Here is a 22390-nt window from a genome sequence, read left to right as displayed (position 1 = left end):
AACGGCCCGCCCGGCCCGGGAGCGATCGGGGGCCGTCGTTCGTTGCCGGTGCGGTGCCCGGGGGACGGGCCGTTGTCAGAGAGAAACGCCGCCGGCTCCGGCCCCCGGGGGGATTCCATGCCCATGTCCACACGTCCGACCGCGGTGCTCGTCGCCGGGCTCAGCGCCCTGCTGCTGGCCGCGTGCAGTTCCGCCGGCGGCTCCACCGCCGCCCCCGCCGGGTCACCGGAGGGCCCCCGCCCGGTGCGGGCCACCCCGACGCCCACCCCGACCCCGACGCCCGCCGGCCCGTACGTCGCCCTCGGGGACTCCTACACGGCGGGCCTGAAGATCTCCCCGCAGGTCGGCGAGCCGAGGGGCTGCGCCCGCTCGGCCGTCAACTACCCGTCCCTGGTGGCGAAGGCGCTCGGGCTGGCGGACGGCCGGTTCACGGACGTCAGCTGCAGCGGTGCCCGCACCGGGGACCTCACCGGCTCCCAGCAGACCGACGCCGGCGGGGCCAATCCGCCGCAGCTGGACGCGCTCTCCCCGGCCACCCGCCTGGTCACGGTCGGGATCGGCGGCAACGACGCCGGGTTCATGGAGGTCGTCGGCGAGTGCGCCAAGGAGAACCTGGCGGACGCCGTGAAGAGCCTGATCGGCTCGGAGCGGGCCGCGGCGCCGTGCCGGGAGCACTACGCCTCCGCCGGCGGCGCCGCCGACCAGGTGCAGCGCAAGGTGGACGCGGCCGGCGAACGGCTGGGCCAGGTGCTGCGGGAGGTCAAGCGCCGGTCCCCGCAGGCCCGTGTCTACGTGGTCGGCTACCCGGGGCTGCTGCCGGCCGATCCGGCGAGCTGCGTACCGGTGCTCGGCCGGACGGTCTCCGAGGGCGACCTGGGCTTCCTGGCCGAGAAGGAACAGCAGTTGAACGCGATGCTCAAGCGCCGCGCGGAGACGGCCGGCGCGGTGTTCGTGGACGCGGCCGCGTCCTCGGCCGGCCACGACATGTGCGCCGGTGAGGCGGTGCGCTGGGTGGAACCGCCCTTCCCGGCCCCCGGGCTGGCGGCGATCCACCCCAACGCCAGGGGCCAGGAGGGCGTGGCCGCAGCGGTGTTGAAGGCCGTCCGGGGCTGATCCGGGGGCCCGGCCGGACCGGCCCCGCAGGGCCGGGGCGGGGCTGCCCGCCGCCCCCGGGCGGGCGGCCAAGGTTCACGCCCCGGCCCGCGCCCCTTCGCGCGCGGCTCACCCCGGCTGTCCGAGCCGCGGCGTACGGTGATTGACATATGGACGACACCGCGCACCGCCTCACCGCCGCCCCGATCCCGTACGACCACGCCGCCGAGGCCCGCTGGGTGCCCGAGCCGGACAAGCGCCCCGGCCGGACGGCGTTCCAGCGCGACCGCGCCCGCGTGCTGCACTCCGCCGCCCTGCGCCGGCTGGCCGGCACCACCCAGGTGGTCGCCCCGATGCGCAGCGACTTCCCCCGGACGCGGCTGACCCACTCGCTCGAATGCGCCCAGGTCGGGCGGGAATTGGGTGCCGCCCTCGGCTGCGACCCGGACCTCGTCGAGACCGCCTGCCTGGCCCACGACATCGGCCACCCGCCGTTCGGACACACCGGCGAGGAGGCCCTCGACCAGGCCGCCGAGTCCTGCGGCGGCTTCGAGGGCAACGCGCAGTCGCTGCGCATCCTCACCCGCCTGGAGCCCAAGCGCTTCGCCCCGCAGGAGGAGCGGCCCGCCCGGCTCGCCCCCTGGCCCGGTCGCAGCGTGGGCCTCAACCTGACCCGCGCCGCGCTGGACGCCGCCACCAAGTACCCCTGGACGTACGGCGCGCACCCGGTCGACCCGGCCTCCTCCAAGTACGGCGTCTACGCCGACGACCTGCCGGTGTTCCGCTGGCTGCGGGCCGGCTCCCCGGCCGGGCGCAAGTGCTTCGAGGCCACCGTGATGGACTGGTCCGACGATGTCGCCTACTCCACCCACGACGTGGAGGACGGTCTCCAGGCCGGCCACATCGAGCCGGCCGTGCTGCGCGCCCCGGGCGAGCGCGCCGAACTGTTCAAGGTGGCCGAGCGCTACGCCCCCGACGCCGAACCCGAGGAACTGGCCGCCGCGCTGGACCGGCTGCTCGGCCAGGAGTGGTGGCCCAGCGCCTACGACGGCTCGGCCCGCGCCAGGGCCGGTCTGAAGGACCTCACCAGCCAGTTGATCGGCCGGTTCTGCCTGGCCGCCGAGCAGGCCACCCGGGCCCGCTACGGCCCCGGCCGGCTCACCCGCTACGGGGCCGAGCTGGTGGTGCCGCGGGACGTCCGGCTGGAGTGCGCGGTGCTCAAGGCCGTCGCCGTCCGCTTCGTGATGCAGCGCGACGAGCAGGCCCAGCTCCGGGCCCGCCAGCGGATCGTGATCGCCGAGCTGGCCGATGTCCTCGTGCGGCGCGCCCCGGAGGGTCTGGACCCGGTGTTCGCCGCCCTCTACCGCGAGGCGGAGGACGACGGCGCCGCCCTGCGCGCGGTGATCGACCAGATCGCCACCCTCACCGACGCCTCCGCCCTGGCCCTGCACGCCAGGCTGCTGGGAACGGCCCGGCCGTGAGGCGGCCGCCCCGGCGCGGTCGGCGATCGGCGCCGTCCCAGTAGACTTCCGGGGTGGCCGGGCGGATCAGGGACGAAGACGTGCAGGCGGTGCGGAGCGCACTGCCGATCGACGTGGTGGTCGGCGACTACGTACAGCTCACCAATGGTGGCGGAGGCGAGTACAAGGGCGTCTGCCCCTTCCACGACGAGAAGTCCGCCTCCTTCTACGTGAACCCCGCCAAGGGCGTCTTCCACTGCTTCGGCTGCCAGGAGAACGGCGACACCATCGCCTTCCTGATGAAGATCGAGCACTTCACCTTCGCCGAGGCCGTCGAGCGGATGGCCGCCCAGGCCAACATCACGCTCCGCTACGAGGAGGGCGGCTACAGCCCCCGCCACCAGCAGGGCGAGCGCACCCGACTGGTCGAGGCGCACAAGGTGGCCGGTGCCTGGTTCCGGGAGCAGCTCGGCTCGCCGGAGGCCGAGATCGGGCGGCGCTTCCTCGCCGAGCGCGGCTTCGACGAGGCGGCGGCGGCGACCTTCGGCGTCGGCTACGCCCCGGCCGGCTGGGAGAACCTGGTCCGCTACCTGCGGGGCAAGGGCTTCAGCGACAAGGAGATCCTGCTCGGCGGCCTGGCCTCGCAGGGCCAGCGCGGTGGGCTGATCGACCGCTTCCGGGGCCGGCTGGTCTGGCCCATCCGCGACATCGCCGGTGAGACGGTCGGCTTCGGCGCCCGCCGCCTGCGCGAGGACGACAACGGTCCGAAGTACCTGAACACCCCCGAGACGCCGATCTACAAGAAGTCCCACGTGCTGTACGGCATCGACCTGGCGAAGAAGGAGATCGCCAAGTCGGGCCGGGCGGTGGTGGTCGAGGGGTACACCGACGTGATGGCCTGCCACCTGGCGGGTGTCACCACCGCGGTGGCCACCTGCGGCACCGCGTTCGCCGAGGACCACATCAAGATCATCCGACGGCTGCTGATGGACACCTCCCAGTACCGCGGTGAGACGGTCTTCACCTTCGACGGCGACGCGGCCGGCCAGAAGGCCGCCCTGCGGGCCTTCGAGGACGACCAGAAGTTCGCCGCCAAGACCTCCATCGCGGTCAGTCCCGGCGGGATGGACCCGTGCGAGCTGCGCCTGGCGAAGGGCGACGAGGCGGTCCGCGAGCTGATCGACAACCCCGTCCCGCTGTTCGAGTTCGCGCTGCGCTCGGCCGTGGCCCGGCACCGGGTGGAGAACCCGGAGGGCCGCTCGGCCGCGCTGGAGGAGGCCGCGCCGATCGTCGCCAAGATCAAGGACCGCTCGATCCAGCACCAGTACGCCGTCCGGCTGGCCGGCATGCTCGGCATCCTGGACGAGCAGTTCGTGGTCCGCCGGATCTCCCAGCTGGCCCGCTGGGACCGGGAGCGCCAGCAGAACCCGCGCGCCGCCGGCCAGCAGCGCCGCCCCGAGCAGCCGCAGCCGGTCAGGGCCGTCACCCCGCTGTTCCGCCTCAACCCGCGCGACCCGGCCCAGTTCGTCGAGCGCGAGCTGCTCAAGCTGGCCCTCCAGCACCCGGACCTCGTCGCCCCGACCTTCGACCACTACGGCGAGGACGAGTTCCCGACCCCGCCGTACACGGCCGTGCGCCGGGCGATCGGCCAGGCCGGGGGAGCGGCGTTCGGCGCCGCCCAGGCCGACTTCACCAGCGCGGTGCGGGAGGCGTGCCCGGACGACCAGGTGCGGTCGCTGGTGACCGAGCTCACCGTCGAGCCGGTGCGCTCGCGCCGCAAGGTGGACGCGATCTACGCGGGCGAGTTCCTGGTGAAACTGCGGCTCCAGGCGGTGGAGCAGCGGATCACCGAGGGGCGTGCCTACCTCAACCAGCTCCACGCCCGTGGCGCCAGCGAGGAGTGGAACGCGGTGAGCGGCGAGCTCTGGCAGCTCGAACAGTACAAGCAGCGACTGCGCAGCCAGGGCGCCGCCGGGCTGTAGTCCCGTCGGAGAAAGTGCGCGCACGAGTCTCGGCCACGGAGTGTGGCGTGCCGCACACTGGAGGGCGTCCCACCTCCGTCCTGCGCGGGTCCGCCAGAGTCGCGCCCGCCCCGAGGGATGCCCGTGGACCAAGGCCTTGCCGCGACCGCCCGCCCGACCGCCGATCCGCTCGCCCCCCACGACGACGACCACGGCCGGGCCGGGACACCGCCCGCCGACGGTGCCCGGGTGCCCGCGCCGGGCCGTCCACCCGGCCACCCCCGGGCCGAGGACCCGGACCCCGGCCCCGACACCGGCGGAGAGCGGCGGCGCGACGCCGAGACCGAGCCCGAACCGGACCTGGACGCCGACCGGGACCGCGCCCCCGCGGGCGGCACCGGCCCGGCGGCGGACCTCATCCGCCAGTACCTGCGCGAGATCGGCCGGATCCGGCTGCTGAACGCGGCCGAGGAGGTGGAGCTGGCCCGCCGGATCGAGGCCGGCCTCTTCGCCGAGGAACGGCTGAACCGCGAGCCCCCGCCGCCCGACCCGCTGGCCGGGGAGCTGGACGCCCTGGTGGTGATCGGGCGGATCGCCAAACGGCGGCTGATCGAGGCCAACCTGCGGCTGGTGGTCTCGGTGGCCAAGCGCTACATCGGCCGCGGCCTCACCATGCTGGACCTCGTCCAGGAGGGCAACCTCGGCCTGATCCGGGCGGTCGAGAAGTTCGACTACGCCCGCGGCTACAAGTTCTCGACCTACGCGACGTGGTGGATCCGCCAGGCGATGAGCCGGGCACTGGCCGACCAGGCGCGGACGATCCGGGTCCCGGTGCACGTGGTCGAGCTGATCAACCGGGTGATCCGGGTGCAGCGCGCGCTGCTCCAGGAGAGCGGGACCGAACCGGGCCCGGCCGACATCGCCGCCGCGCTGGAGCTGACCGAGGCACGGGTGCGCGAGCTGCTCCGGCTCGCCCAGGAGCCGATCTCGCTGCACACCCCGGTCGGCGAGGAGGACGACGTCGCGCTCGGCGACCTGATCGAGGACGCGGACGCGGCCTCACCGGCCGAGTCCGCCACCTTCCTGCTGCTGCGCCAGCACCTGGAGGCGGTCCTGGCCACGCTCGGCGACCGCGAACGCCAGATCGTCCAGCTCCGCTACGGCCTGGACGACGGCCGTCCGCGCACCCTGGAGGAGATCGGCGCGCTGTTCGGGGTGACCAGGGAGCGGATCCGCCAGATCGAGTCCAAGACCCTGGTCAAGCTCCGGGACCACGCCTTCGCCGAGCAGCTCCGGGGCTACCTCGACTAGGACCCGGCGGCGGGGGCGGCCGTGGGTGAGGGGGCGGACGCGGACGCGGCGGGCGCGGTGGGTGAGGCCGGCGGGGAGGCCGGGCCGATCGGGATCGGGGTCGAGGCGACCACCTGGGCCAGCCCGGAGACGCTCCCCGTGCAGTCGTCCCCGGCCGGCGTGTGGCCGCAGACCCGGAAGGTGACGGCCGGGTCCGCCGCGTTCACCATCGCCGAGTAGTTGTCGTACCCCCAGTGGATCAGCGCGGTCTCCGTCTCGCCGGCGCCGCTGGTGATGGTCGAGTAGTCGTCCGGCGCGCCCTCGGTGATCGCCGCCCAGGCCGCCTGGCACCGCTGGCTGTACCGGAGGTAGATCACCACCTTGCCGATGTTGCCGGTCAGCAGGGTCCGGGCGTCGGCACCGCAGCCGGTGGCCTTGGGGTCCTTGTGCGAGCAGCCCATCGCCTGGCAGGAGGGCGAGCCGGGGGCGGTGCGGGCGGCGGAGGAGGTGGCCGTGCCGGTCACGGCGGGCTGCGCGACGGCGGCCGGCTCGGCCTCGCCGCGGGAGTAGCGGACCCCGGCCAGCACCATCAGCGCGGCCACCACGGCCGCGCAGCCGACCAGCGCCACCGGCCGACGCCACCAGCGGACCGGGGCGCCCGGCTCCGTGTCCTGCCGCTCGGCGGCCGCCGGTGCCGGTGTCGCGTGCTCGGCGTCCGCGTGCTCGGCGTCCGCGTGCTCGGCGTCCGTGCGCTCGTGGCCCCCGTGCTCGGCGTCCGTCGGCCAGGGGTCCGTCGACACCGTGTCGGCGGGCTCGGTGTCCGCCGTCGTGTCCGGGCGAGCCGGGTCCGACCCCGCCGCGTCCGGGGTGGCGCCCGTCACGCCCTCCGCGGCCGCCGCCGTCAGCTCCCACAGGGACCGCAGCGTGCGGCCGTCGCAGTCGACCGCCTTGACGAGGGCGTCGAGCGCCTGCTCGGTGATGACCCGCTTGCCGTTCAGCCAGCGCTCCCACGAGGCCCGGCTGTAGTGGGTCCGGGAGGCGAGCTCGGACAACGAGAGCCCGGTGGCGTCCTTGACCGCACGGAGCTCCTCCGTCAGGCGCCTGGCCGGCACGGAGAGGTCGTCCGGCAGTTGCTTCCAGGCGGAGCCCATAACGGTCATTCCCAACATCGGAGGCGGCGGCGGGGGGAGCGGGAGGGCCCGAGCGGGCTCCGGCCCGGGCCGTGGGGGGCGGGTCCGCGTCTCCAACCTCATCGGCCTGTCGTCTCAAACGCCAGGTCCTGGCCCTGAGACGGACGGAAGTGTCTCACAACCGGGGGTGACGCTCGAACATGTGCCTGCCCGTCATGCATGGTTCTCACACCGGCGCGTTTCGCGGCCCGGATCCTTCGTCCGGGCACCGTTCCCACGGCCGGTCCCTGACGTCCCGATCCCCCACCGGTCGGGACAGCCTCGCGGGGGGAGGCTGCCCCAACCGCAGGGACGCGCGGCGAGGGGAGGGCGCTTCCAAGCGCCCTCCCCTCGCCGTGATCACGGCGCCGGAACGGTTCCGTCCGTCTCCTCGCGCCGGTGAGCGGGCGTCAGTGGTGGAAGGCCGTCCGGTTCGGCACGCCGAACTCCTTGAGCGGCCGGGGCTGCTTGCGCAGCTCGGGCAGCAGCCGGGTGAGGTCGGACAGCAGCAGGTCGGCCAGGTCCCGGGAGAATCCGTTGCGGCAGACCACCCGCAGTACCGAGAGGTCCTCCCGCTCGGCGGGGAAGGTGTACGCGGGCACCTGCCAGCCGCGCTCGCGCAGTCGCAGCGAGACGTCGAACACGTCGAACGTCACGTCCTCGGTGGTGGTGAAGGCGAAGACCGGCAGTTCGTCGCCCCGGGTCAGCAGCCGGAAGCAGCCGAGCGCCTCGATCCGCTCGGCCAGGTAGACCGCGACCTCCCGGCAGGCACCCTGGACGGCCTGGAAGCCGCTCCGGCCCAGCCGCAGGAAGGTGTAGTACTGCGCGATCACCTCCGCGCCGGGGCGGGAGAAGTTCAGCGCGAAGGTCGGCATCTCCCCGCCGAGGTAGTTGACCCGGAACACCAGCTCCTCGGGCAGTGCCTCGCGGTCCCGCCAGAGCGCCCAGCCGACGCCCGGGTAGACCAGGCCGTACTTGTGGCCGGAGGTGTTGATCGAGGCGACCCGCGGCTGCCGGAAGTCCCAGACCAGGTCGGGGTCGAGGAAGGGCGCGACCATGGCGCCGGAGGCGCCGTCGACGTGGACCGGGATGTCCAGGCCGGTGCGCCCCTGCAGCGCGTCCAGGCCGTCGCAGAGCTCCGCCACCGGCTCGTAGGAGCCGTCGAAGGTCGAGCCGAGCACGGCCACCACACCGATGGTGTCCTCGTCGCAGAGCGCCACCGCCTCCTCGGCGCCGAGGTGGAAGCGCTCGCCCGACATCGGCACGGTGCGGGCCTCGACCTCCCAGAAGGTGCAGAACTTCTCCCAGCAGACCTGGACGTTGACGCCCATCACCAGGTTGGGGCGGGCACCGGCCGCGTACCGGTCCGCGTTGCGCCGCATCCAGCGGCGCTTGAGGGCGAGACCGGCCAGCATGCAGGCCTCGCTGGAGCCGGTGGTGGAGCAGCCGACGGTGGCCTCCGGGTCGGCGGCGTGCCAGAGGTCGGCGAGGATCGCCACACAGCGCCGTTCCAGCTCGGCGGTCTGGGGGTACTCGTCCTTGTCGATCATGTTCTTGTCGAGGCACTCGGTCATCAGCCGGGTGGCCTGGACCTCCATCGACGTGGTGACGAAGGTCGCCAGGTTGAGCTTGGCGTTGCCGTCCAGCATCAGCTCGTCGTGGATCAGCTGGTACGCCGTGTCGGCCGCCACCGGACCGTCGGAGAGCCGGTGCAGCGGTGGGGCCAGCTCCATCGCGCTCAGCGGGTCGGCGGCGCCGACGAACGGATTGATGGCCAGCCGGCGGTCGTCGCCGGTTCCCTTGTGCAGAGCCATGAGGTACTGCCGCCCTTCGCGCCGGTGACCGCGTCGCCTCTCACGCTGCCACCGGCCACCCGGCCGCGCATCTCCACGACGGCGCCCCGCCCGGGCACCCCGGGGTACCCGGGCGGCTCAGGCGGCCGTCTCCGGGTGGATCTGCTCACGGGCGGCTCGGTACTGCTGACGCACCGCCGAGCCGACCGGCAGGTCCTGCTCGGCGTCCGGCGTGACGGTGACGGCCTGCGGCAGCTCCCAGTGCGGCGGTTCGGCGGTGCCGGCCAGGGCCCAGGCGGCCTGCCGGGCCGCACCGCGGGCGGCGTGGGCGCCCGGCGGCGGCACCACGACCGGGGTGCCGAACAGCAGCGGGGCGATCTGCCGCACGGCCGGCAGCCGCCCGGCGGCGCCCAGCAGGAAGACCCGCCCGACCGCGACGCCCCGGGCGCGCAGCACGTCCAGCGCGTCCGCGATGTTGCAGAGCATGCCCTCGACGGCGGCCCGGGCCAGGTGCTCGGGGGTCATCGACTCGGCCCGGAGTCCGGTCAGGGTGCCGGCCGCGTGGGGCAGCGCGGGCGTCCGCTCGCCGTCCAGGTAGGGCAGCAGCACCAGGCCGTACGCGCCGGGGGAGGAGCGCAGCGCCAGGTCGCTCAGGCCCTCCAGGTCACGGCCGAGCAGCGCCGCCGTGGAGCGGAGCACCTGGGCGGCGTTCAGGGTGGCGACCATCGGCAGGTGGCGGCCGGTGGCGTCGGCGAAGGAGGAGACCAGCCCGGTGGCGTCCACCACGGCCCGCTCGTGCACGGCGAAGACCGTTCCGGAGCTGCCCAGGGAGACCACCGCGTCGCCGGTCCGCAGGCCCAGTCCGAGCGCGGCGGCCATGTTGTCACCGGTGCCGGCCGAGATCAGCAGGCCCTCGGGGGTGTGTCCGGCGGGTTCGGCGGGGCCCAGCACGTCGGGCAGCCGCAGCTCGTGGCCGAGCGCGAGCTCGACCAGGTCCTGGCGGTACTCGCCGGTGATCGGCGACCAGTAGCCGGTGCCGGAGGCGTCGCCCCGGTCGGTGGTGCGCCGCTTCGGGTGGCCGAGCAGCTGCCAGACCAGCCAGTCGTGCGGCAGCAGCACCTCGGCGACCCGGCGGGCGTTGGCCGGTTCGAACTCGGCCAGCCAGCGCAGCTTGGCGATGGTGTACGTGGGACCCGGGACGGCGCCGATCGCGGCCGTCCAGGCCGCCGGCCCGCCGAGCGCGTCCAGCAGCGCGGCGGCGGCTCCGCTGGAGCGCGGGTCGTTCCAGAGGATCGCCGGCCGGACCAGGACGCCGCCGGCGTCCAGGCCGATCATGCCGTGCTGCTGCGCGCTGACGCCGATCGCCCGGACGCCCTCCAGCAGGCCGCCGGCGGCGGCGTCGCCCAAGGAGTGCAGCCAGACCTGCGGGTCGGCCTCGCCGGCCCGCTGGTCCGGCCCCTCCGGCGTGGGGTGCGGTGCCTTGCCGGACCGCAGCACCGCGCCGGTCTCGCTGTCGCACGCGACGATCCGGGTGCGACCGGTCGAGCTGTCTATCCCCGCGACGATGGCCATGTCGAGATCATGCCTCAGCGCGCGTCCGGACGCGGCCGGGCCCGGTAAGTGTTGCTCGTTCGGTACCGCTCCGGAGTCGTCCCGGCCGATCCGCCGTCACCTCCCGGTCACGGGCGGAAGGTACCCCAGCTGTCGTCCTCGACCCGGGTGCGGTTGAAGTACGACACCCGGTCGGTGACGGCGTTCGGCAGCTTGTCGCCGACCTTGTCGGCGACGGCGCCGGCCGCCTTCCCGGCCGCCGCGCCGGCCTGCTGCTTGGCCTTGTCGGCGGCGCCCTGCACCTTGGGGTTCTGGGCGACCTGCCGGGTGACCTTGGCGATCTGTTCGTACCGCTGGCGACCGGCCCGCGAGCCCAGGACGTAGCCCGCCGCGAGTCCGACGATCAACGACAGCTTCCACATGATCGGATTCCACCCTCTCCTGGCGGCCATTGCCGCAATGCCCTACCCGTCCGTCGGGGCGGCGAACCGCCCGCGCCCCCAGCATCCCCGGGTGCCGCGCCGGGCGCGCGCGGGGCACGCCGGGCAGGGGTGCTCCGCGGGCGGCGGGGGAAAGCGATTGGCGGACCACCCCCCCGAGTGCGCTAATGTATGTCCCGCAGCGAGCGCCGAGGAGCCCGGGGAACCGGGGGCCGAAGCGGAAGCTCGTTCCCCCATAGCTCAATTGGCAGAGCAGCCGACTGTTAATCGGCAGGTTATTGGTTCGAGTCCAATTGGGGGAGCTCAGGTGGCGGGCCTTCGGGTCGGCCGTCCTGGCCGTGGTGCGACTGTGGTCCACCGCGATCCCGCATAGCTCAATTGGCAGAGCAGCCGACTGTTAATCGGCAGGTTATTGGTTCGAGTCCAATTGCGGGAGCTGCACCGGGTCCGCCCGGTGACTGCTCAGAGCGAAGGCCCCCCGGCCACCGGGGGGCCTTCGTGTTTCCCGGGCGCCGGCCGTCCGCCGGGCCCGGGGCCGGGGCCGGCGGGTCAGTCGGTGGCCCGCCGGTAGAGCGCGGTCACCCGGTCGTCGAAGGTGATGCTGTACGAGGTGCCGGGCGTCTCGCCGCCCTCCTGGTAGCCGCCGATCACGCCGACCACCACCCCGGCCCCGGTCACCCAGGGGCTCCCGCTGGTGCCGTCGGTGTAGCCGCCGCAGTCGAAGCGCTCCTGGGTCGGGCTCTGGGAGCGGGTATGAGCCGAACAGGTGATCGGTTCATCGCGTTCATTGGGATAGCCGGTCACCGAGACGGCGAGGCCGAAGCCCTGGTCGGTGCCGAGCGGGTTCCCGCCGACCGCGTCCTCGACCTCCCGGCCGCCGGCCGGCCGCACCGTGACGAACGCCACGTCGTACTCCGGGTCGCCGTCGGAGGCCCAGCGCGGGTCCACGGTGATCGACTGGACCGGCCAGCTCCCGTAGGGCGAGTACCCGTTGCGGTAGCCGGGGGTGAACACCAGGCCGTCCAGCAGGCCGATCCGGTGGCTCTGCACGCAGTGCGCGGCGGTCACCAGCAGATTGCGCCCCGGGCTCCGCACCACGCTCGCGGTACAGGCCCGCGGGCCCTCCGGGGTGCGTACCGCGAGGGTGCCGATCCGGTCGCCCACCGTGCTCTGCGGCGCCACCTCGGCGGTCGGCGCCCGGTCGCTCCCGCCGCAGCCGGTGCCGACGGCGAGCAGCAGGGCCGCCAGCGCGGCCGCCTGGGCCGCACGCGCGGGCCGTACCGGGCGGGAGGGCATCCGGGGCTCCGTCTCGTCCTCGGGGCGGGCACTGCGGGTCGTGCGGTCCGCCGTTCGTGAGGAAGATCTACCAGGCCGGGCCCGGCGACGCCAGCCCGGCCCGGTCAGCCCGTGGCGCGGTCGTAGAGGGCCTGCGCGCGGTCGCCGAAGTAGCTGCTGTACGAGGTGTCCGGACTGTCGCCACCCTCCTGGTAGCCGCCGATCACGCCGACCACGGTGCCGGTGCGGGTCTCCGGGTCGAAGTCGGTCACCCAGGGGCTGCCGCTGGTGCCGCCGGTCCAGTCCGGGCAGTCGATCCGCAGCTGGGTGGGGCTCTGTTCGGAGGTGGTGTTGCTGCAGGTGATCGGGACGTCGCTGGTGCCGGGGTAGCCGGTGACCTTCACCGGCAGCCGGTAGCCGCGGTCGACGCCCAGCCGGTTGGCGCCGAGCACCTGCTGCACCTGCAGACCGCCCTGCGACTGGACCACCGCGAAGGCGATGTCCACGTCCGGGTCGGCGCCGTCCTTCCACGCCTGGTCGACGGTGACGGCCAGCAGGGGCCAGACCCCGCTCGGGGTGTCGCCGTCCCGGTAGCCGGGGACGAAGACCAGGTCGCCGCGTTGGCCGAGCTTCGGGTCCCAGACGCAGTGCGCGGCCGTGACGATCAGATTGAGTCCGGCGCTGTCCACCACGCTGGCGGTGCAGAAGTGGTCGCCGTCCGCGTTGCGCGTGAAGACGGCGCCGACCAGGCCGTTGAGCACGGTGGGCTTGGCGGTGCGGGTGACGCCGGTGTGCCGGGCGAGCGCGCCGCGCAGCCGCTCCCGGCTCCAGCCGTGGGCGTCGGTGCTGCCCGAGGCCGGGTGGGAACTCACCGTCGGGGCGCCGCCGCCGGGGCCCGCCGCGGTGGTGCAGCCCGCGGCCGCCAGCACCACCAGCGCGGCGCCGACCGCCGCCAGCTCACGTACCGTCATCCGCCCAGGCTCCCGGGGCCGCGGGGGGCCCGCCAGCGGGGCTGGGCCGGGCGGGGAGGCGGATATCAGAGCGCACCCCATGTGCGCCCCCGGCGCGCACCACGGGTGATCGACCGGCTATGCTGCCCGGGACGGCCTTCCGGGGCCGTCTGCTGCTGCCGCGACCGGGTCACCGGCGCGCGCGGCGAACCGGGGCGGTAGCTCAGCCGGTTAGAGCAGGGGACTCATAATCCCTTGGTCGTGGGTTCGAGTCCCACCCGCCCCACCCTTCGCCCGTACGACCGGGCTTGACCAGGTGTGGTCATCTGCACGAACTCTAGTGACCGCCGACTGCGGCGACCGTACCGACAGGCCGGGAATCACCCGAATAGGGCCGCGCCGGGGGTGCGTTGACGTCCACCCGCCCGATCCCGGCCGCGGCGCCCCGCCACTGGGGCCGGTGCCGCCGGCTCCGTATCCTGGCCCGATGCTCGAACCCGCACTGCTGCCGACCCCGCTGACGGACTGCGCCGACGAGACGCTGGCCCGGGCCGGGGTGGAGCTGCGGCTCAAGCGCGACGACCTGCTGCACCCCGCGGTGCCGGGCAACAAGTGGCGCAAGCTCGCGCCCAACCTGGCGGCGGCCGTCGAGCGGGGGCACACCCGGCTGCTGACCTTCGGCGGGGCCTACTCCACCCACCTGCGGGCGGTCGCGGTGGCCGCCGGCGCGCTCGGGCTGGAGAGCGTCGGGCTGGTCCGGGGCGAGGAGCTGGCCGACCGGCCGCGCAACTGGTCGCTGCGGGCGGCCGAGGCGGCGGGGATGCGGCTGGAGTTCCTGTCCCGGCCGGCGTACCGGGAGACGGCCGGCGGCTGGGCCGCCGACGCCGGGGTCGAGGCCGCCCTGCAGCGCCGCTGGGGCCCCTGTCTGGTGCTGCCGGAGGGCGGCTCCAACGCCTTGGCGGCGATCGGCGCGGCGGTGATCCCGGCGGAGCTTCCCGACCTCGGTGAGCGGGACGTGGTCTGCTGCCCGGTCGGCACCGGCGGCACCATCGCCGGCATCGCGGCCGGTCTGCCGCCGGGCGCGCGGGCGCTCGGGGTCGCGGTGCTGCGCGGCGGCGCCGGGTACCTGGAGGGTGAGGTCGGCCGGTTGCACCGGGCCGCGTACGGCCGTGAGTTCGACAACTGGCGGATCGACCACGACCACCACGGCGGCGGCTACGGCAAGGTGCCCGCCGAGCTCGCCGCCTTCGCCGAGGACTTCCGGCGGCGGCACGGGATCGCGCTGGAGCACCGGTACGTCGCCAAGCTGCTCGCCGCGCTGACGGACCTGGCCGGCGCCGGTGCCTTCCCGGCGGGCACCCGGCTGACCGCGGTGGTCACCGGCCTGCCCGATCCGCCGCGGGGCGGTCCGGACCGGGGCTGAGACGGCACCGCTAGCCGAAGGTCAGGTCCTTGCAGGGGTCGGTGTCGGCCCCGCGGGCGTTCTCGGCGATGCCGGTCGGGACACCGCTGGGCGCGGCGGTCGTCGGACCCGCCGTCGGACCGGTCGTCGGACCCGCCGCCGGACCGGCCGGGGCGGCGGCGTCGAGCCCGGTGGCCGCCGCCGGGTGGTAGTCGCGGCCCAGCGTGACGATGATCCCCCCGGCGCCCGGCTCCTCGACCGAGCGGGCCTGCGGGAAGAGCAGGGCCAGTTGGTCGGCGGCGGTCTTGAAGGCCGGGTCGTACGCGATCTCGGTCCGCAGCCGGCTGCCGCTGGTGGCGTCCAGGGTGACGTTCTGGAAGCCCTGGGCGCGGACCGTCGCCGCGCCCTTCCCGGCGAGCCCGGGGGTGCCGACGCCGTTGACCAGGGTGATCGGTACGGCGGCCTGTTCGGGGGAGAGCGTGGTGGGTGACGCGCCGGGAGCGGCGGGCGAGGAGGCCGCGGGGGACGGCGAGGCACCGCCCGGGTCCGTCTTGCCGGTGCTCCGGCCGTCCAGCGTGCGGTCCTCCCGCAGCAGCTTCCAGAGGGTGTCCACGTCCGGGTGGACCAGGGCGACCCGCTCGCCGGAGAAGCGCCACGGGGTGGTGACGAAGGTGATGTCGGCGAGCTTGATGCCCTGCAGCGACTGGGTGAAGTCCACCAGCTTCATCGCGGTGCCGAGGCCCTCGTCCACGGTGAGCGAGCGGGTGGCGGCGTCGGCCAGCGGGAGCAGGGTCGGCAGGGAGAAGCCGAGCCCCTGGATCTTGCTGATCATCGAGGAGAGGAAGGCCTGCTGGCGCTTCATCCGGCCGATGTCGGAGTTGTCGCCGAAGCCGTACCGCGCCCGCAGGTAGTCCACCGCGGGCTGCCCGGAGAGCTTCTGCAGGCCCTTCCTGAGCTTGATGTTGTGCGAGTTCACGTCATTGGGGACGCAGACGTCCACGCCGCTGATGGCCTCGGTCATCGCGGCGACGCCCTTGAAGTCGACCACGATGGTGTGGTCTATTCGCAGGCCGGTGAGCGCCTCGACGGTGTTCTGCGTGCAGGCCGGGTTCCCCTGGGGGAACTCGCCTATGGTGAACGCCGAGTTGAACATCTGGTTGGTCCGGGGCTCGGTCCACTTGCCGCTGGGCAGCTTGCAGGACGGGATGGTCACCAGCGCGTCGCGGGGGATCGAGACGCCGACGGCGTGCTTGTGGTCCGCGTAGACGTGCAGCAGGATCGCGGTGTCCGAGTGGCCGACACCCTCCTCGCCGCCGCCGAGGTCGGCGTTGCCGTCGTCCCGGGTGTCCGAGCCGAGCACCAGGACGTTGACCGGGACGGAGGCGCCCGGGGTGACCGGGACGGGCGCCGGGGGCCGCTCGGTGGCGACGCCGCCCGCGTCGAAGGTGGTGATGTTGCTGTCCAGCCGGTGGTAGAACCAGGCGCCGGCCCCCGCGACGGACAGCACCAGTACTGCGGCGAGCCCCACGGCGGTCCGTACGATGCGCCGCCGGCGCGTGCTGCTGCTCATCGTCCGGGCCCCCGCCTTCTGGTGTCGTTCCCGCGCGCACCGGCCCTGGGAGGGCCGGTGCAAAGTCTCGAACTTTAGACGATTCGGCGGAGTGTTCGGTTACAGCCGATGGCGGGCCAATTCGGCCGGATCGGCCGCTGGGGCTGTGATGCTGCTCACGCCCCGGGGCCGGAGGCGCCCGCCAGCATCCGGCGGAGCAGGTCGCGCAGGGCCGTCCGCTCGTCCGGGCCGAGCGCGGCGAGCGGTTCCCGGGCGAAGTTCAGCGACTCGCGCAGCTCCTCGGAGGCGGCCGAGCCGGTCTCGGTGGCGGCGACGAGCTTGACCCGGCGGTCCTGCCGGTCGGCCTCCCTGGTCACGAAGCCGCGCGACTCCAGGCGGTCGACGATGCCCGTGATGTTGGAGGGCTCACAGCTGAGCGTCTGGGCGATGTGGCGCATCGGCATCGGTCCGCGCCGCAGCAGGGCGAGGACCTTGGCCTGTGCGCCGGTGAGTGAGCGGGCGGCGGCGGCCTCTTCGTACTCGCGATGGAAGAGCGCGACCAGATTGGCCATCAGGTCGACGACCTCACGGGTGATCTCGTCGGGCTGCTGCGTGGCGGCCCCGGTCGGCTGGGTGTCCATGGGTGACAGTCTACCTGAACAGTTGACAACATGAACCTTTCATGTCCATCGTTACTTCAGTCGCTCAACCTTTCAGGTCGGGCGGTATGACCCGGGGGACCACCCAGAAACCGCAAGGAGCACCACCGATGGCAGAGCAGGAAGCGCCCGCCACCGCCCGCGAATGGCACCTCGCCGCCCGTCCGCAGGGTTGGCCGGTCCCGACGGACTTCGCCCTGGTCGAGGCGCCGGTCCGGACCCCGGGTCCCGGCGAGATCCTGGTGCGCAACGCCTATCTCTCGGTCGACCCCTACATGCGCGGCAGGATGAACGACGTGAAGTCGTACGCCCCGCCGTTCGCCCTCGGCGAGGCGATGGACGGCGGCGCGGTCGGCTACGTGGTCGCCTCCGCGGCCGACGGCTTCGCCCCGGGCGACGCCGTGCTGCACGGTCTGGGCTGGCGCGAGTACGCCACCGTGCCCGCCGAGCGCGCGGTGAAGGTCGACCCGGCCGACGCGCCGCTGTCCGCCTACCTCGGCGTGCTCGGGATGCCCGGCCTGACCGCCTACGCGGGCCTGCTGGCGGTCGGCGGCCTCAAGGAGGGCGACCGGGTGTTCGTCTCCGGCGCGGCCGGTGCCGTGGGCACGATGGTCGGCCAGATCGCCCGGCTCAAGGGCGCCTCGCTGGTGGTCGGTTCGGCCGGTTCGGCGGAGAAGGTCGCCAAGCTGGTCGACGAGTACGGCTTCGACGCCGCGTTCAACTACAAGGACGCGCCGGTCCACGAGCAGCTCGCCAAGGCGGCCCCGGACGGCGTGGACCTCTACTTCGACAACGTCGGCGGTGACCACCTGGAGGCCGCGATCGGCGCGCTGGGCGTGCACGGCCGGGCGGTGCTCTGCGGCGCGATCGCCCAGTACAACGACACCACCGCCCCGGCCGGCCCGCGCAACCTGGCCCAGGCGATCGGCAAGCGGCTGCGGCTGGAGGGCATGCTGGTGCGCGACCACGCGGCCCTGCAGCCGAAGTTCGTCGCCGAGGTCGGCGGCTGGCTGCGGGACGGGCGACTGCGCCACGAGGAGACCGTGGTGGACGGTTTCGAGAACACCGCGGCGGCCTTCCTGGACCTGCTGCGCGGCGCCAACACCGGCAAGATGGTGGTCCGCCTGAACGACTGACGCCGCGTCGGCCCGTCGGCCGAGCGCGCCGCCCCGCCGCCCCTCCCGGGCGCGGGGCGGTTTGCGTACCGGGCGCAGGGGATCGGGCCGCACTACCGCATTCCGGCCCGATCCGAAAGTGCGTCATCCATCGTGCGGGACGGCGCGGTACGGTGGTCCCGCCTCACGATGGGGCCGTTCGGGGGAGAGATCCGACCGAGGGGTGGACCTCGTTGGGGATTCGATTAGCATTGAGCGAAAGCCTGTCCGTTTTGCTCAATTTAGTGGCTTAATGTCGGCTAACGTGGGTAACTGTGGATCAACTACAGGCGCGAACGCGAGGCAGCTGGGGAAGGCGACCCTCGTCCACAGCCTGGAGGTCCCGGTGACGACACGTGGAGTCCTGTACGTCCACTCCGCGCCCCGCGCGCTGTGCCCGCACGTCGAGTGGGCCGTCGCGGGGGTGCTCGGTGTGCGGGTGAGTCTGGACTGGATCCGCCAGCCGGCCGCGCCCGGGCACTGGCGGGCCGAGCTCTCCTGGCAGGGAGAACCCGGCACGGCCTCGAAGCTCGCCTCCGCGCTGCGCGGCTGGCAGTTGATGCGCTACGAGGTCACCAGCGAGCCCTGCGCCACGGCGGAGGGCGAGCGGTACAGCAGCACGCCCGCGCTCGGCATCTTCCATGCCGTCACGGGCATCCACGGCGACATCCTGATTCCCGAGGACCGGCTCCGGGCCGTCCTGCTGCGCGCCCGCAGCGAGGGCGCCGACCTGGAGGCGGAGATCTCCCGGCTGCTCGGCAAGCCCTGGGACGACGAACTGGAGCCCTTCCGCTACGCCGGCGAGGGCGCCCCGGTGCGCTGGCTGCACCAGGTGGTCTGAGCCGTCCGGGCGGAGCCGTGCGGCACGAGGGGGCCCGCGCTCGTACTGAGCGCGGGCCCCCTCGTCACGGGCTGCGGGGCGGACCTCAGACGGTGCGGAAGGCCAGCACCACGTTGTGGCCGCCGAAGCCGAACGAGTTGTTCAGCGCCGCGATCCGGCCCTCGGGCAGCTTGCGCGGCTCGTCCCGGACGATGTCCGCGTCCACGTCGTCGTCCAGCTCGTCGACGTTGATGGTCGGCGGGGCGATCCGGTTGTACAGGGCCAGCACGGTGGCGACGGTCTCGATGCCGCCGGCGCCGCCCAGCAGGTGGCCGGTCATCGACTTGGTGGCAGAGACGGCGATGTGGTCGAGGTGCTCGCCGAGCTCCTTGCGCAGCGCCTTCAGCTCGGCCGTGTCACCCTGCGGGGTCGAGGTGGCGTGCGCGTTGACGTGCACGATCTCGGCCTTGTCCAGCGGGTTGCGGTCGAACAGGTCGGCCAGCGCGCGGGCCACCCCGGCGCCGGTCGGCTCGGGCTGGGCGATGTGGTGGGCGTCCGAGGACAGGCCCTGGCCCACCGCCTCGCAGTAGATCCGGGCGCCGCGCGCCTCGGCGTGCTCGACCGACTCCAGCACGACCACGCCGGCGCCCTCGCCGAGCACGAAGCCGTCGCGGCCCTTGTCGTACGGGCGCGAGGCGCTCTCGGGGTTCTCGTTGTTCTTGGACATCGCCATCATGTTGGCGAAGGCCGCGATCGGCAGCGGGTGGATCGCCGCCTCGGTGCCACCGGCCACCACGACGTCGGCGCGACCGGAGCGGATCATCTCGATCGCGTAGCCGATCGCCTCGGCGCCGGAGGCGCAGGCGGAGACGGGGGTGTGCACGCCCGCGCGGGCGCCGACCTCCAGGCCGACGTTGGCCGCCGGGGAGTTGGGCATCAGCATCGGGACGGTGTGCGGGGAGACCTTGCGGGCGCCCTTGTCCTTCAGCACGTCGTACTGGTCGAGCAGCGTGGTGACACCGCCGATGCCCGAGGCGATCACGGCGCCCAGGCGCTCCGGCGCGAGCTTGGAGGATTCGTCGGTGGCGGGGGTCTGGTAGCCGGCGTCGGCCCACGCCTCGCGGGCCGCGATCAGCGCGAACTGCGCCGAGCGGTCCAGCCGGCGGGCCAGCGGGCGGGGGAGGATCTCGCCGGGCTCGACCGCGGTGCGCGCGGCGATCCGGACGGGCAGCTCGGCGGCCCACTCCTCGGTCAGGGCAGCCACTCCGGAGCGCCCGGCGACCAGGTTCTCCCAGGTGGTGGCGGCGTCGCCGCCCAGCGGCGTGAAGGCGCCGATACCCGTGACGACCACGGTACGGTTTTCAGTCACTGGAATGTCTTCTCTCACGTTTTCTGCGGGGTTCGGCGGCGAGCCGTGGATGGCCCGGCCGGGCGCCCGGTGGGGCGGCCCGGCCGGCGTGGCGGCCGGCTGCGGGCGCCGGCCGACGTCAGGCGTCGAACGAGTCGAACGCTCAGGCGTTGGCGAGGATGTAGTCCACCGCGTCGCCGACGGTCTTCAGGTTCTTGACCTCGTCGTCCGGGATCTTCACGTCGAAGCGCTCCTCGGCGGCCACGACGACCTCGACCATGGACAGCGAGTCGACGTCCAGGTCGTCGGTGAAGGACTTGTCGAGCTCGACGTCCTCGGTCGGGATGCCGGCGATCTCGTTGACGATCTCAGCGAGACCTTCCAGGACCTCGTCCTTGGTAGCCATACTGGCTGCTCCTCTTCGGTGTTGATTGCGGCCGCCCGGCGGACGGACGCAGGCTTGCGGATGGGCGGGGCGAAAGTTGCCTAGGGGAGCGTAACGACTGCTGCCGCGTAGACCAGACCCGCCCCGAACCCGATGATCAGCGCGAGGTCACCACTACGGGCCTCGCCGCTCTCCAGCATGCGTTCCATCGCCAGCGGGATGGAGGCCGCGGAGGTGTTGCCGGTCTCGGTGATGTCGCGGGCGACGGGCACCGATTCGGGCAGCTTGAGCGCCTTGATCATGGCATCCGTGATGCGCATGTTGGCCTGGTGCGGGATGAACGCGCCGAGCTGGTCGGCGGTGATCCCGGCGGCGTCCAGCGCCTGCTGGGCCACCTTGGCCATCTCCCAGACCGCCCAGCGGAAGACCGACTGGCCCTCCATGCGCAGGGCCGGCCACTTGAGCGCCTCGCCGACGCCGTTGACGGCGTCCTGCTTGGCGAAGGCGGTGTCCCAGGCCTGGGTCTGCGAGATGACGTCCTTCTGGGAGCCGTCCGAGCCCCAGACGACCTTGCCGATACCGGGCGTGTCGGACGGGCCGACGATCGCGGCGCCGGCGCCGTCGCCGAAGATGAAGGCGGTCGAGCGGTCCGACTGGTCGGTCAGGTCGCTGAGCCGCTCCACGCCGATCACCAGCACGTACCCGGCGCTGCCGCCGCGGACCATGCCGTCGGCCAGGCTCAGGCCGTAGCCGAAGCCGGCGCAGGCGGCCGAGATGTCGAAGGCCGGGGCGGTGCCGCAGCCCAGCCGCTCGGCGATCTCGGTGGCGATCGCCGGGGTCTGCTTGAGGTGCGAGACGGTCGCGACGATCACGCCGTCGATCTGGTCGGGGCTGATCCCGGCCTGCGCGATGGCCTTGCCGGCGGCCTGCACCGACATCTCGGCGACGGTCTCCTCCGGGCCGGCCCAGCGGCGCTCGGCGATCCCGCTGCGGGTGCGGATCCACTCGTCCGAGGAGTCGATCCAGTTCAGCACCTCGGCGTTCGGGATCACCCGGACCGGGCGGTAACCGCCGACGCCCTGGATGCGCGAGTACCGGGCGCCGGTGACGGGCCTGATCTGAGGCTGGGTCATGCCGTGATCTCCTGCTCCTGACCGCCGTGCTCCGCGACGAGCTCACGGGCCCTGTCCAGATCGGCGGGGGTCTTGAGGGCAAGCGTCGCCACACCCTTGAGGTTGCGCTTGACCAGTCCGGTGAGGGTACCCGCAGGGGCGAGCTCGATGACCGCGGTGGCGCCCAGCTGCCGCAGGGTCTCCATGCAGAGGTCCCAGCGGACCGGGTTGGAGACCTGCGAGACCAGGCGGTCCAGCACCTCGGTGCCGTTCGTCACGACCTCGCCGTCCCGGTTGGAGACGTACGCGACCTTCGGGTCGGCGACCTCCAGCGTCGGGGCCAGCTTGGCCAGGCGCTCGACACCGGGCGCCATGTGCTCGGTGTGGAACGCGCCGGCGACCTTGAGCCCGATCAGTCGGGAGACGGGCGGCGGGTCGGCCTTCAGGGCCTCCAGCTGGGCCAGCGTGCCGGCCGCGACGATCTGACCGCCACCGTTGTTGTTGGCCGCGGTCAGGCCGTGCTCCGCCAGCTTGGCGGCGACGGTCTCCGGGTCCCCGCCGAGGACGGCGAGCATGCCGGTCTCGATGGCCGCGGCGGCCTCGGCCATCGCCAGGCTGCGCTCACGGACGAAGGTCAGCGCGTCGTGCGCGGACAGCACACCGGCGCCGGCGGCGGCGGTGATCTCGCCGACGCTGTGGCCGGCCACGGCACCGACCAGCGCACGGGCGCGGTCCTCGTCCGGGAACAGCGCGCGGGCGGTCACCAGACCGGCGGCGACCAGCAGCGGCTGGGCGACGGCGGTGTCCTTGATCTCCTCGGCGGACGCCTCGGTACCCGCGTGCACCAGGTCGAGCCCGGCGACCTCCGACCAGCCGCGCAGGCGGTCGGTGACACCGTCGAGCTCCAGCCAGGGGCTGAGGAAACCGGGGGACTGGGCACCCTGTCCAGGGGCGACGATTACGAGCACGGTTCAACCCTC

19 protein-coding genes and 3 tRNA genes are annotated in these 22390 nt (G+C 73.6%); 10 read left to right on the top strand and 12 right to left on the bottom strand.

Features of this window, described 5'->3' with window-relative positions; all coding sequences use genetic code 11:
- The first annotated feature begins 123 nt into the window (after positions 1-123).
- The 4 genes from ACFXHB_RS00745 to ACFXHB_RS00730 all read left to right on the top strand — a co-directional run bounded on the left by ACFXHB_RS00745 (position 124) and on the right by ACFXHB_RS00730 (position 5824).
- Positions 124-1113, top strand: coding sequence for an SGNH/GDSL hydrolase family protein (locus tag ACFXHB_RS00745; protein ID WP_380571096.1), 990 nt, complete (start codon positions 124-126; stop codon positions 1111-1113).
- 149 nt (positions 1114-1262) lie between these two features.
- Positions 1263-2573, top strand: a complete 1311-nt coding sequence (locus ACFXHB_RS00740; RefSeq protein ID WP_380571095.1) for a deoxyguanosinetriphosphate triphosphohydrolase — start codon at positions 1263-1265, stop codon at positions 2571-2573.
- A 53-nt stretch (positions 2574-2626) separates the two neighbouring features.
- Positions 2627-4534, top strand: a complete 1908-nt coding sequence (gene dnaG, locus ACFXHB_RS00735; RefSeq protein WP_380571094.1) for a DNA primase — start codon at positions 2627-2629, stop codon at positions 4532-4534.
- 117 nt (positions 4535-4651) lie between these two features.
- Positions 4652-5824: an RNA polymerase sigma factor gene (locus ACFXHB_RS00730; RefSeq protein ID WP_380571093.1), complete on the top strand. Its 1173-nt coding sequence runs from the start codon at positions 4652-4654 to the stop codon at positions 5822-5824.
- On the opposite strand, the gene ACFXHB_RS00725 is transcribed toward ACFXHB_RS00730, so the two are convergent.
- The 4 genes from ACFXHB_RS00725 to ACFXHB_RS00710 all read right to left on the bottom strand — a co-directional run bounded on the left by ACFXHB_RS00725 (position 5821) and on the right by ACFXHB_RS00710 (position 10741).
- Entirely contained in the window at positions 5821-6963 is a 1143-nt protein-coding gene (locus tag ACFXHB_RS00725) for a DUF2690 domain-containing protein (RefSeq protein WP_380571091.1), read from the bottom strand. The two genes, ACFXHB_RS00730 and ACFXHB_RS00725, sit on opposite strands and share 4 nt — an antisense overlap.
- A 419-nt stretch (positions 6964-7382) precedes the next feature.
- Positions 7383-8786 (bottom strand): glutamate decarboxylase, encoded by a 1404-nt coding sequence (locus ACFXHB_RS00720; protein WP_380571090.1) that lies wholly within the window; start codon positions 8784-8786, stop codon positions 7383-7385.
- 117 nt (positions 8787-8903) lie between these two features.
- A complete protein-coding gene (locus tag ACFXHB_RS00715; protein ID WP_380571089.1) occupies positions 8904-10337 on the bottom strand; it encodes an FGGY family carbohydrate kinase in 1434 nt (477 codons plus the stop codon).
- A gap of 107 nt (positions 10338-10444) precedes the next feature.
- Positions 10445-10741, bottom strand: coding sequence for a hypothetical protein (locus tag ACFXHB_RS00710; RefSeq protein ID WP_380571189.1), 297 nt, complete (start codon positions 10739-10741; stop codon positions 10445-10447).
- A 244-nt stretch (positions 10742-10985) separates the two neighbouring features.
- Between ACFXHB_RS00710 and ACFXHB_RS00705 the strand changes: the two genes are divergently transcribed.
- Both ACFXHB_RS00705 and ACFXHB_RS00700 read left to right on the top strand, forming a co-directional pair.
- Positions 10986-11058, top strand: a tRNA-Asn gene (locus tag ACFXHB_RS00705).
- A gap of 61 nt (positions 11059-11119) precedes the next feature.
- Positions 11120-11192 (top strand) — tRNA-Asn (locus ACFXHB_RS00700).
- 113 nt (positions 11193-11305) lie between these two features.
- Here the strand turns inward: ACFXHB_RS00700 and ACFXHB_RS00695 are convergent.
- Both ACFXHB_RS00695 and ACFXHB_RS00690 read right to left on the bottom strand, forming a co-directional pair.
- Complete coding sequence (locus ACFXHB_RS00695) at positions 11306-12052, bottom strand: trypsin-like serine peptidase (protein ID WP_380571088.1); 747 nt, start codon at positions 12050-12052, stop codon at positions 11306-11308.
- Positions 12053-12156: 104 nt separating this feature from the next.
- On the bottom strand, positions 12157-13002 hold the full coding sequence (locus tag ACFXHB_RS00690) for a trypsin-like serine peptidase (RefSeq protein WP_380571087.1): 846 nt from the start codon (positions 13000-13002) through the stop codon (positions 12157-12159).
- Positions 13003-13193: 191 nt separating this feature from the next.
- Here ACFXHB_RS00690 and ACFXHB_RS00685 point away from each other — a divergent pair.
- Both ACFXHB_RS00685 and ACFXHB_RS00680 read left to right on the top strand, forming a co-directional pair.
- Positions 13194-13267 (top strand) — tRNA-Ile (locus ACFXHB_RS00685).
- Between the two features lie 201 nt (positions 13268-13468).
- Positions 13469-14404, top strand: coding sequence for a 1-aminocyclopropane-1-carboxylate deaminase/D-cysteine desulfhydrase (locus ACFXHB_RS00680; protein WP_380571086.1), 936 nt, complete (start codon positions 13469-13471; stop codon positions 14402-14404).
- A 10-nt stretch (positions 14405-14414) separates the two neighbouring features.
- Here the strand turns inward: ACFXHB_RS00680 and ACFXHB_RS00675 are convergent, their stop codons facing one another.
- Entirely contained in the window at positions 14415-15953 is a 1539-nt protein-coding gene (locus ACFXHB_RS00675; protein WP_380571085.1) for an LCP family protein, read from the bottom strand.
- 155 nt (positions 15954-16108) lie between these two features.
- On the bottom strand, positions 16109-16573 hold the full coding sequence (locus tag ACFXHB_RS00670) for a MarR family winged helix-turn-helix transcriptional regulator (RefSeq protein ID WP_380571083.1): 465 nt from the start codon (positions 16571-16573) through the stop codon (positions 16109-16111).
- A gap of 128 nt (positions 16574-16701) precedes the next feature.
- Between ACFXHB_RS00670 and ACFXHB_RS00665 the strand changes: the two genes are divergently transcribed.
- On the top strand, positions 16702-17727 hold the full coding sequence (locus ACFXHB_RS00665; protein WP_380571082.1) for an NADP-dependent oxidoreductase: 1026 nt from the start codon (positions 16702-16704) through the stop codon (positions 17725-17727).
- Between the two features lie 364 nt (positions 17728-18091).
- Entirely contained in the window at positions 18092-18586 is a 495-nt protein-coding gene (locus ACFXHB_RS00660) for a DUF3145 domain-containing protein (protein WP_380571081.1), read from the top strand.
- An 85-nt stretch (positions 18587-18671) separates the two neighbouring features.
- Here the strand turns inward: ACFXHB_RS00660 and fabF are convergent, their stop codons facing one another.
- The 4 genes from fabF to ACFXHB_RS00640 all read right to left on the bottom strand — a co-directional run bounded on the left by fabF (position 18672) and on the right by ACFXHB_RS00640 (position 22378).
- Positions 18672-19934, bottom strand: coding sequence for a beta-ketoacyl-ACP synthase II (fabF, locus tag ACFXHB_RS00655; RefSeq protein ID WP_380571080.1), 1263 nt, complete (start codon positions 19932-19934; stop codon positions 18672-18674).
- Positions 19935-20076: 142 nt separating this feature from the next.
- A complete protein-coding gene (locus ACFXHB_RS00650; RefSeq protein ID WP_360183576.1) occupies positions 20077-20319 on the bottom strand; it encodes an acyl carrier protein in 243 nt (80 codons plus the stop codon).
- Positions 20320-20399: 80 nt separating this feature from the next.
- Positions 20400-21431, bottom strand: a complete 1032-nt coding sequence (locus tag ACFXHB_RS00645) for a beta-ketoacyl-ACP synthase III (protein ID WP_380571079.1) — start codon at positions 21429-21431, stop codon at positions 20400-20402.
- Positions 21428-22378 (bottom strand): ACP S-malonyltransferase, encoded by a 951-nt coding sequence (locus ACFXHB_RS00640; protein WP_380571078.1) that lies wholly within the window; start codon positions 22376-22378, stop codon positions 21428-21430. Before ACFXHB_RS00640 ends, ACFXHB_RS00645 begins: the two co-directional genes overlap by 4 nt.
- Between the last annotated feature and the right edge of the window lie 12 nt (positions 22379-22390).

Source organism: Kitasatospora sp. NPDC059327, assembly GCF_042752535.1.
Classification (GTDB): Bacteria; Actinomycetota; Actinomycetes; order Streptomycetales; family Streptomycetaceae; genus Kitasatospora.
Note: the sequence above shows the minus strand (reverse complement) of the source record. Positions and strands in the feature narration are given on the sequence as shown.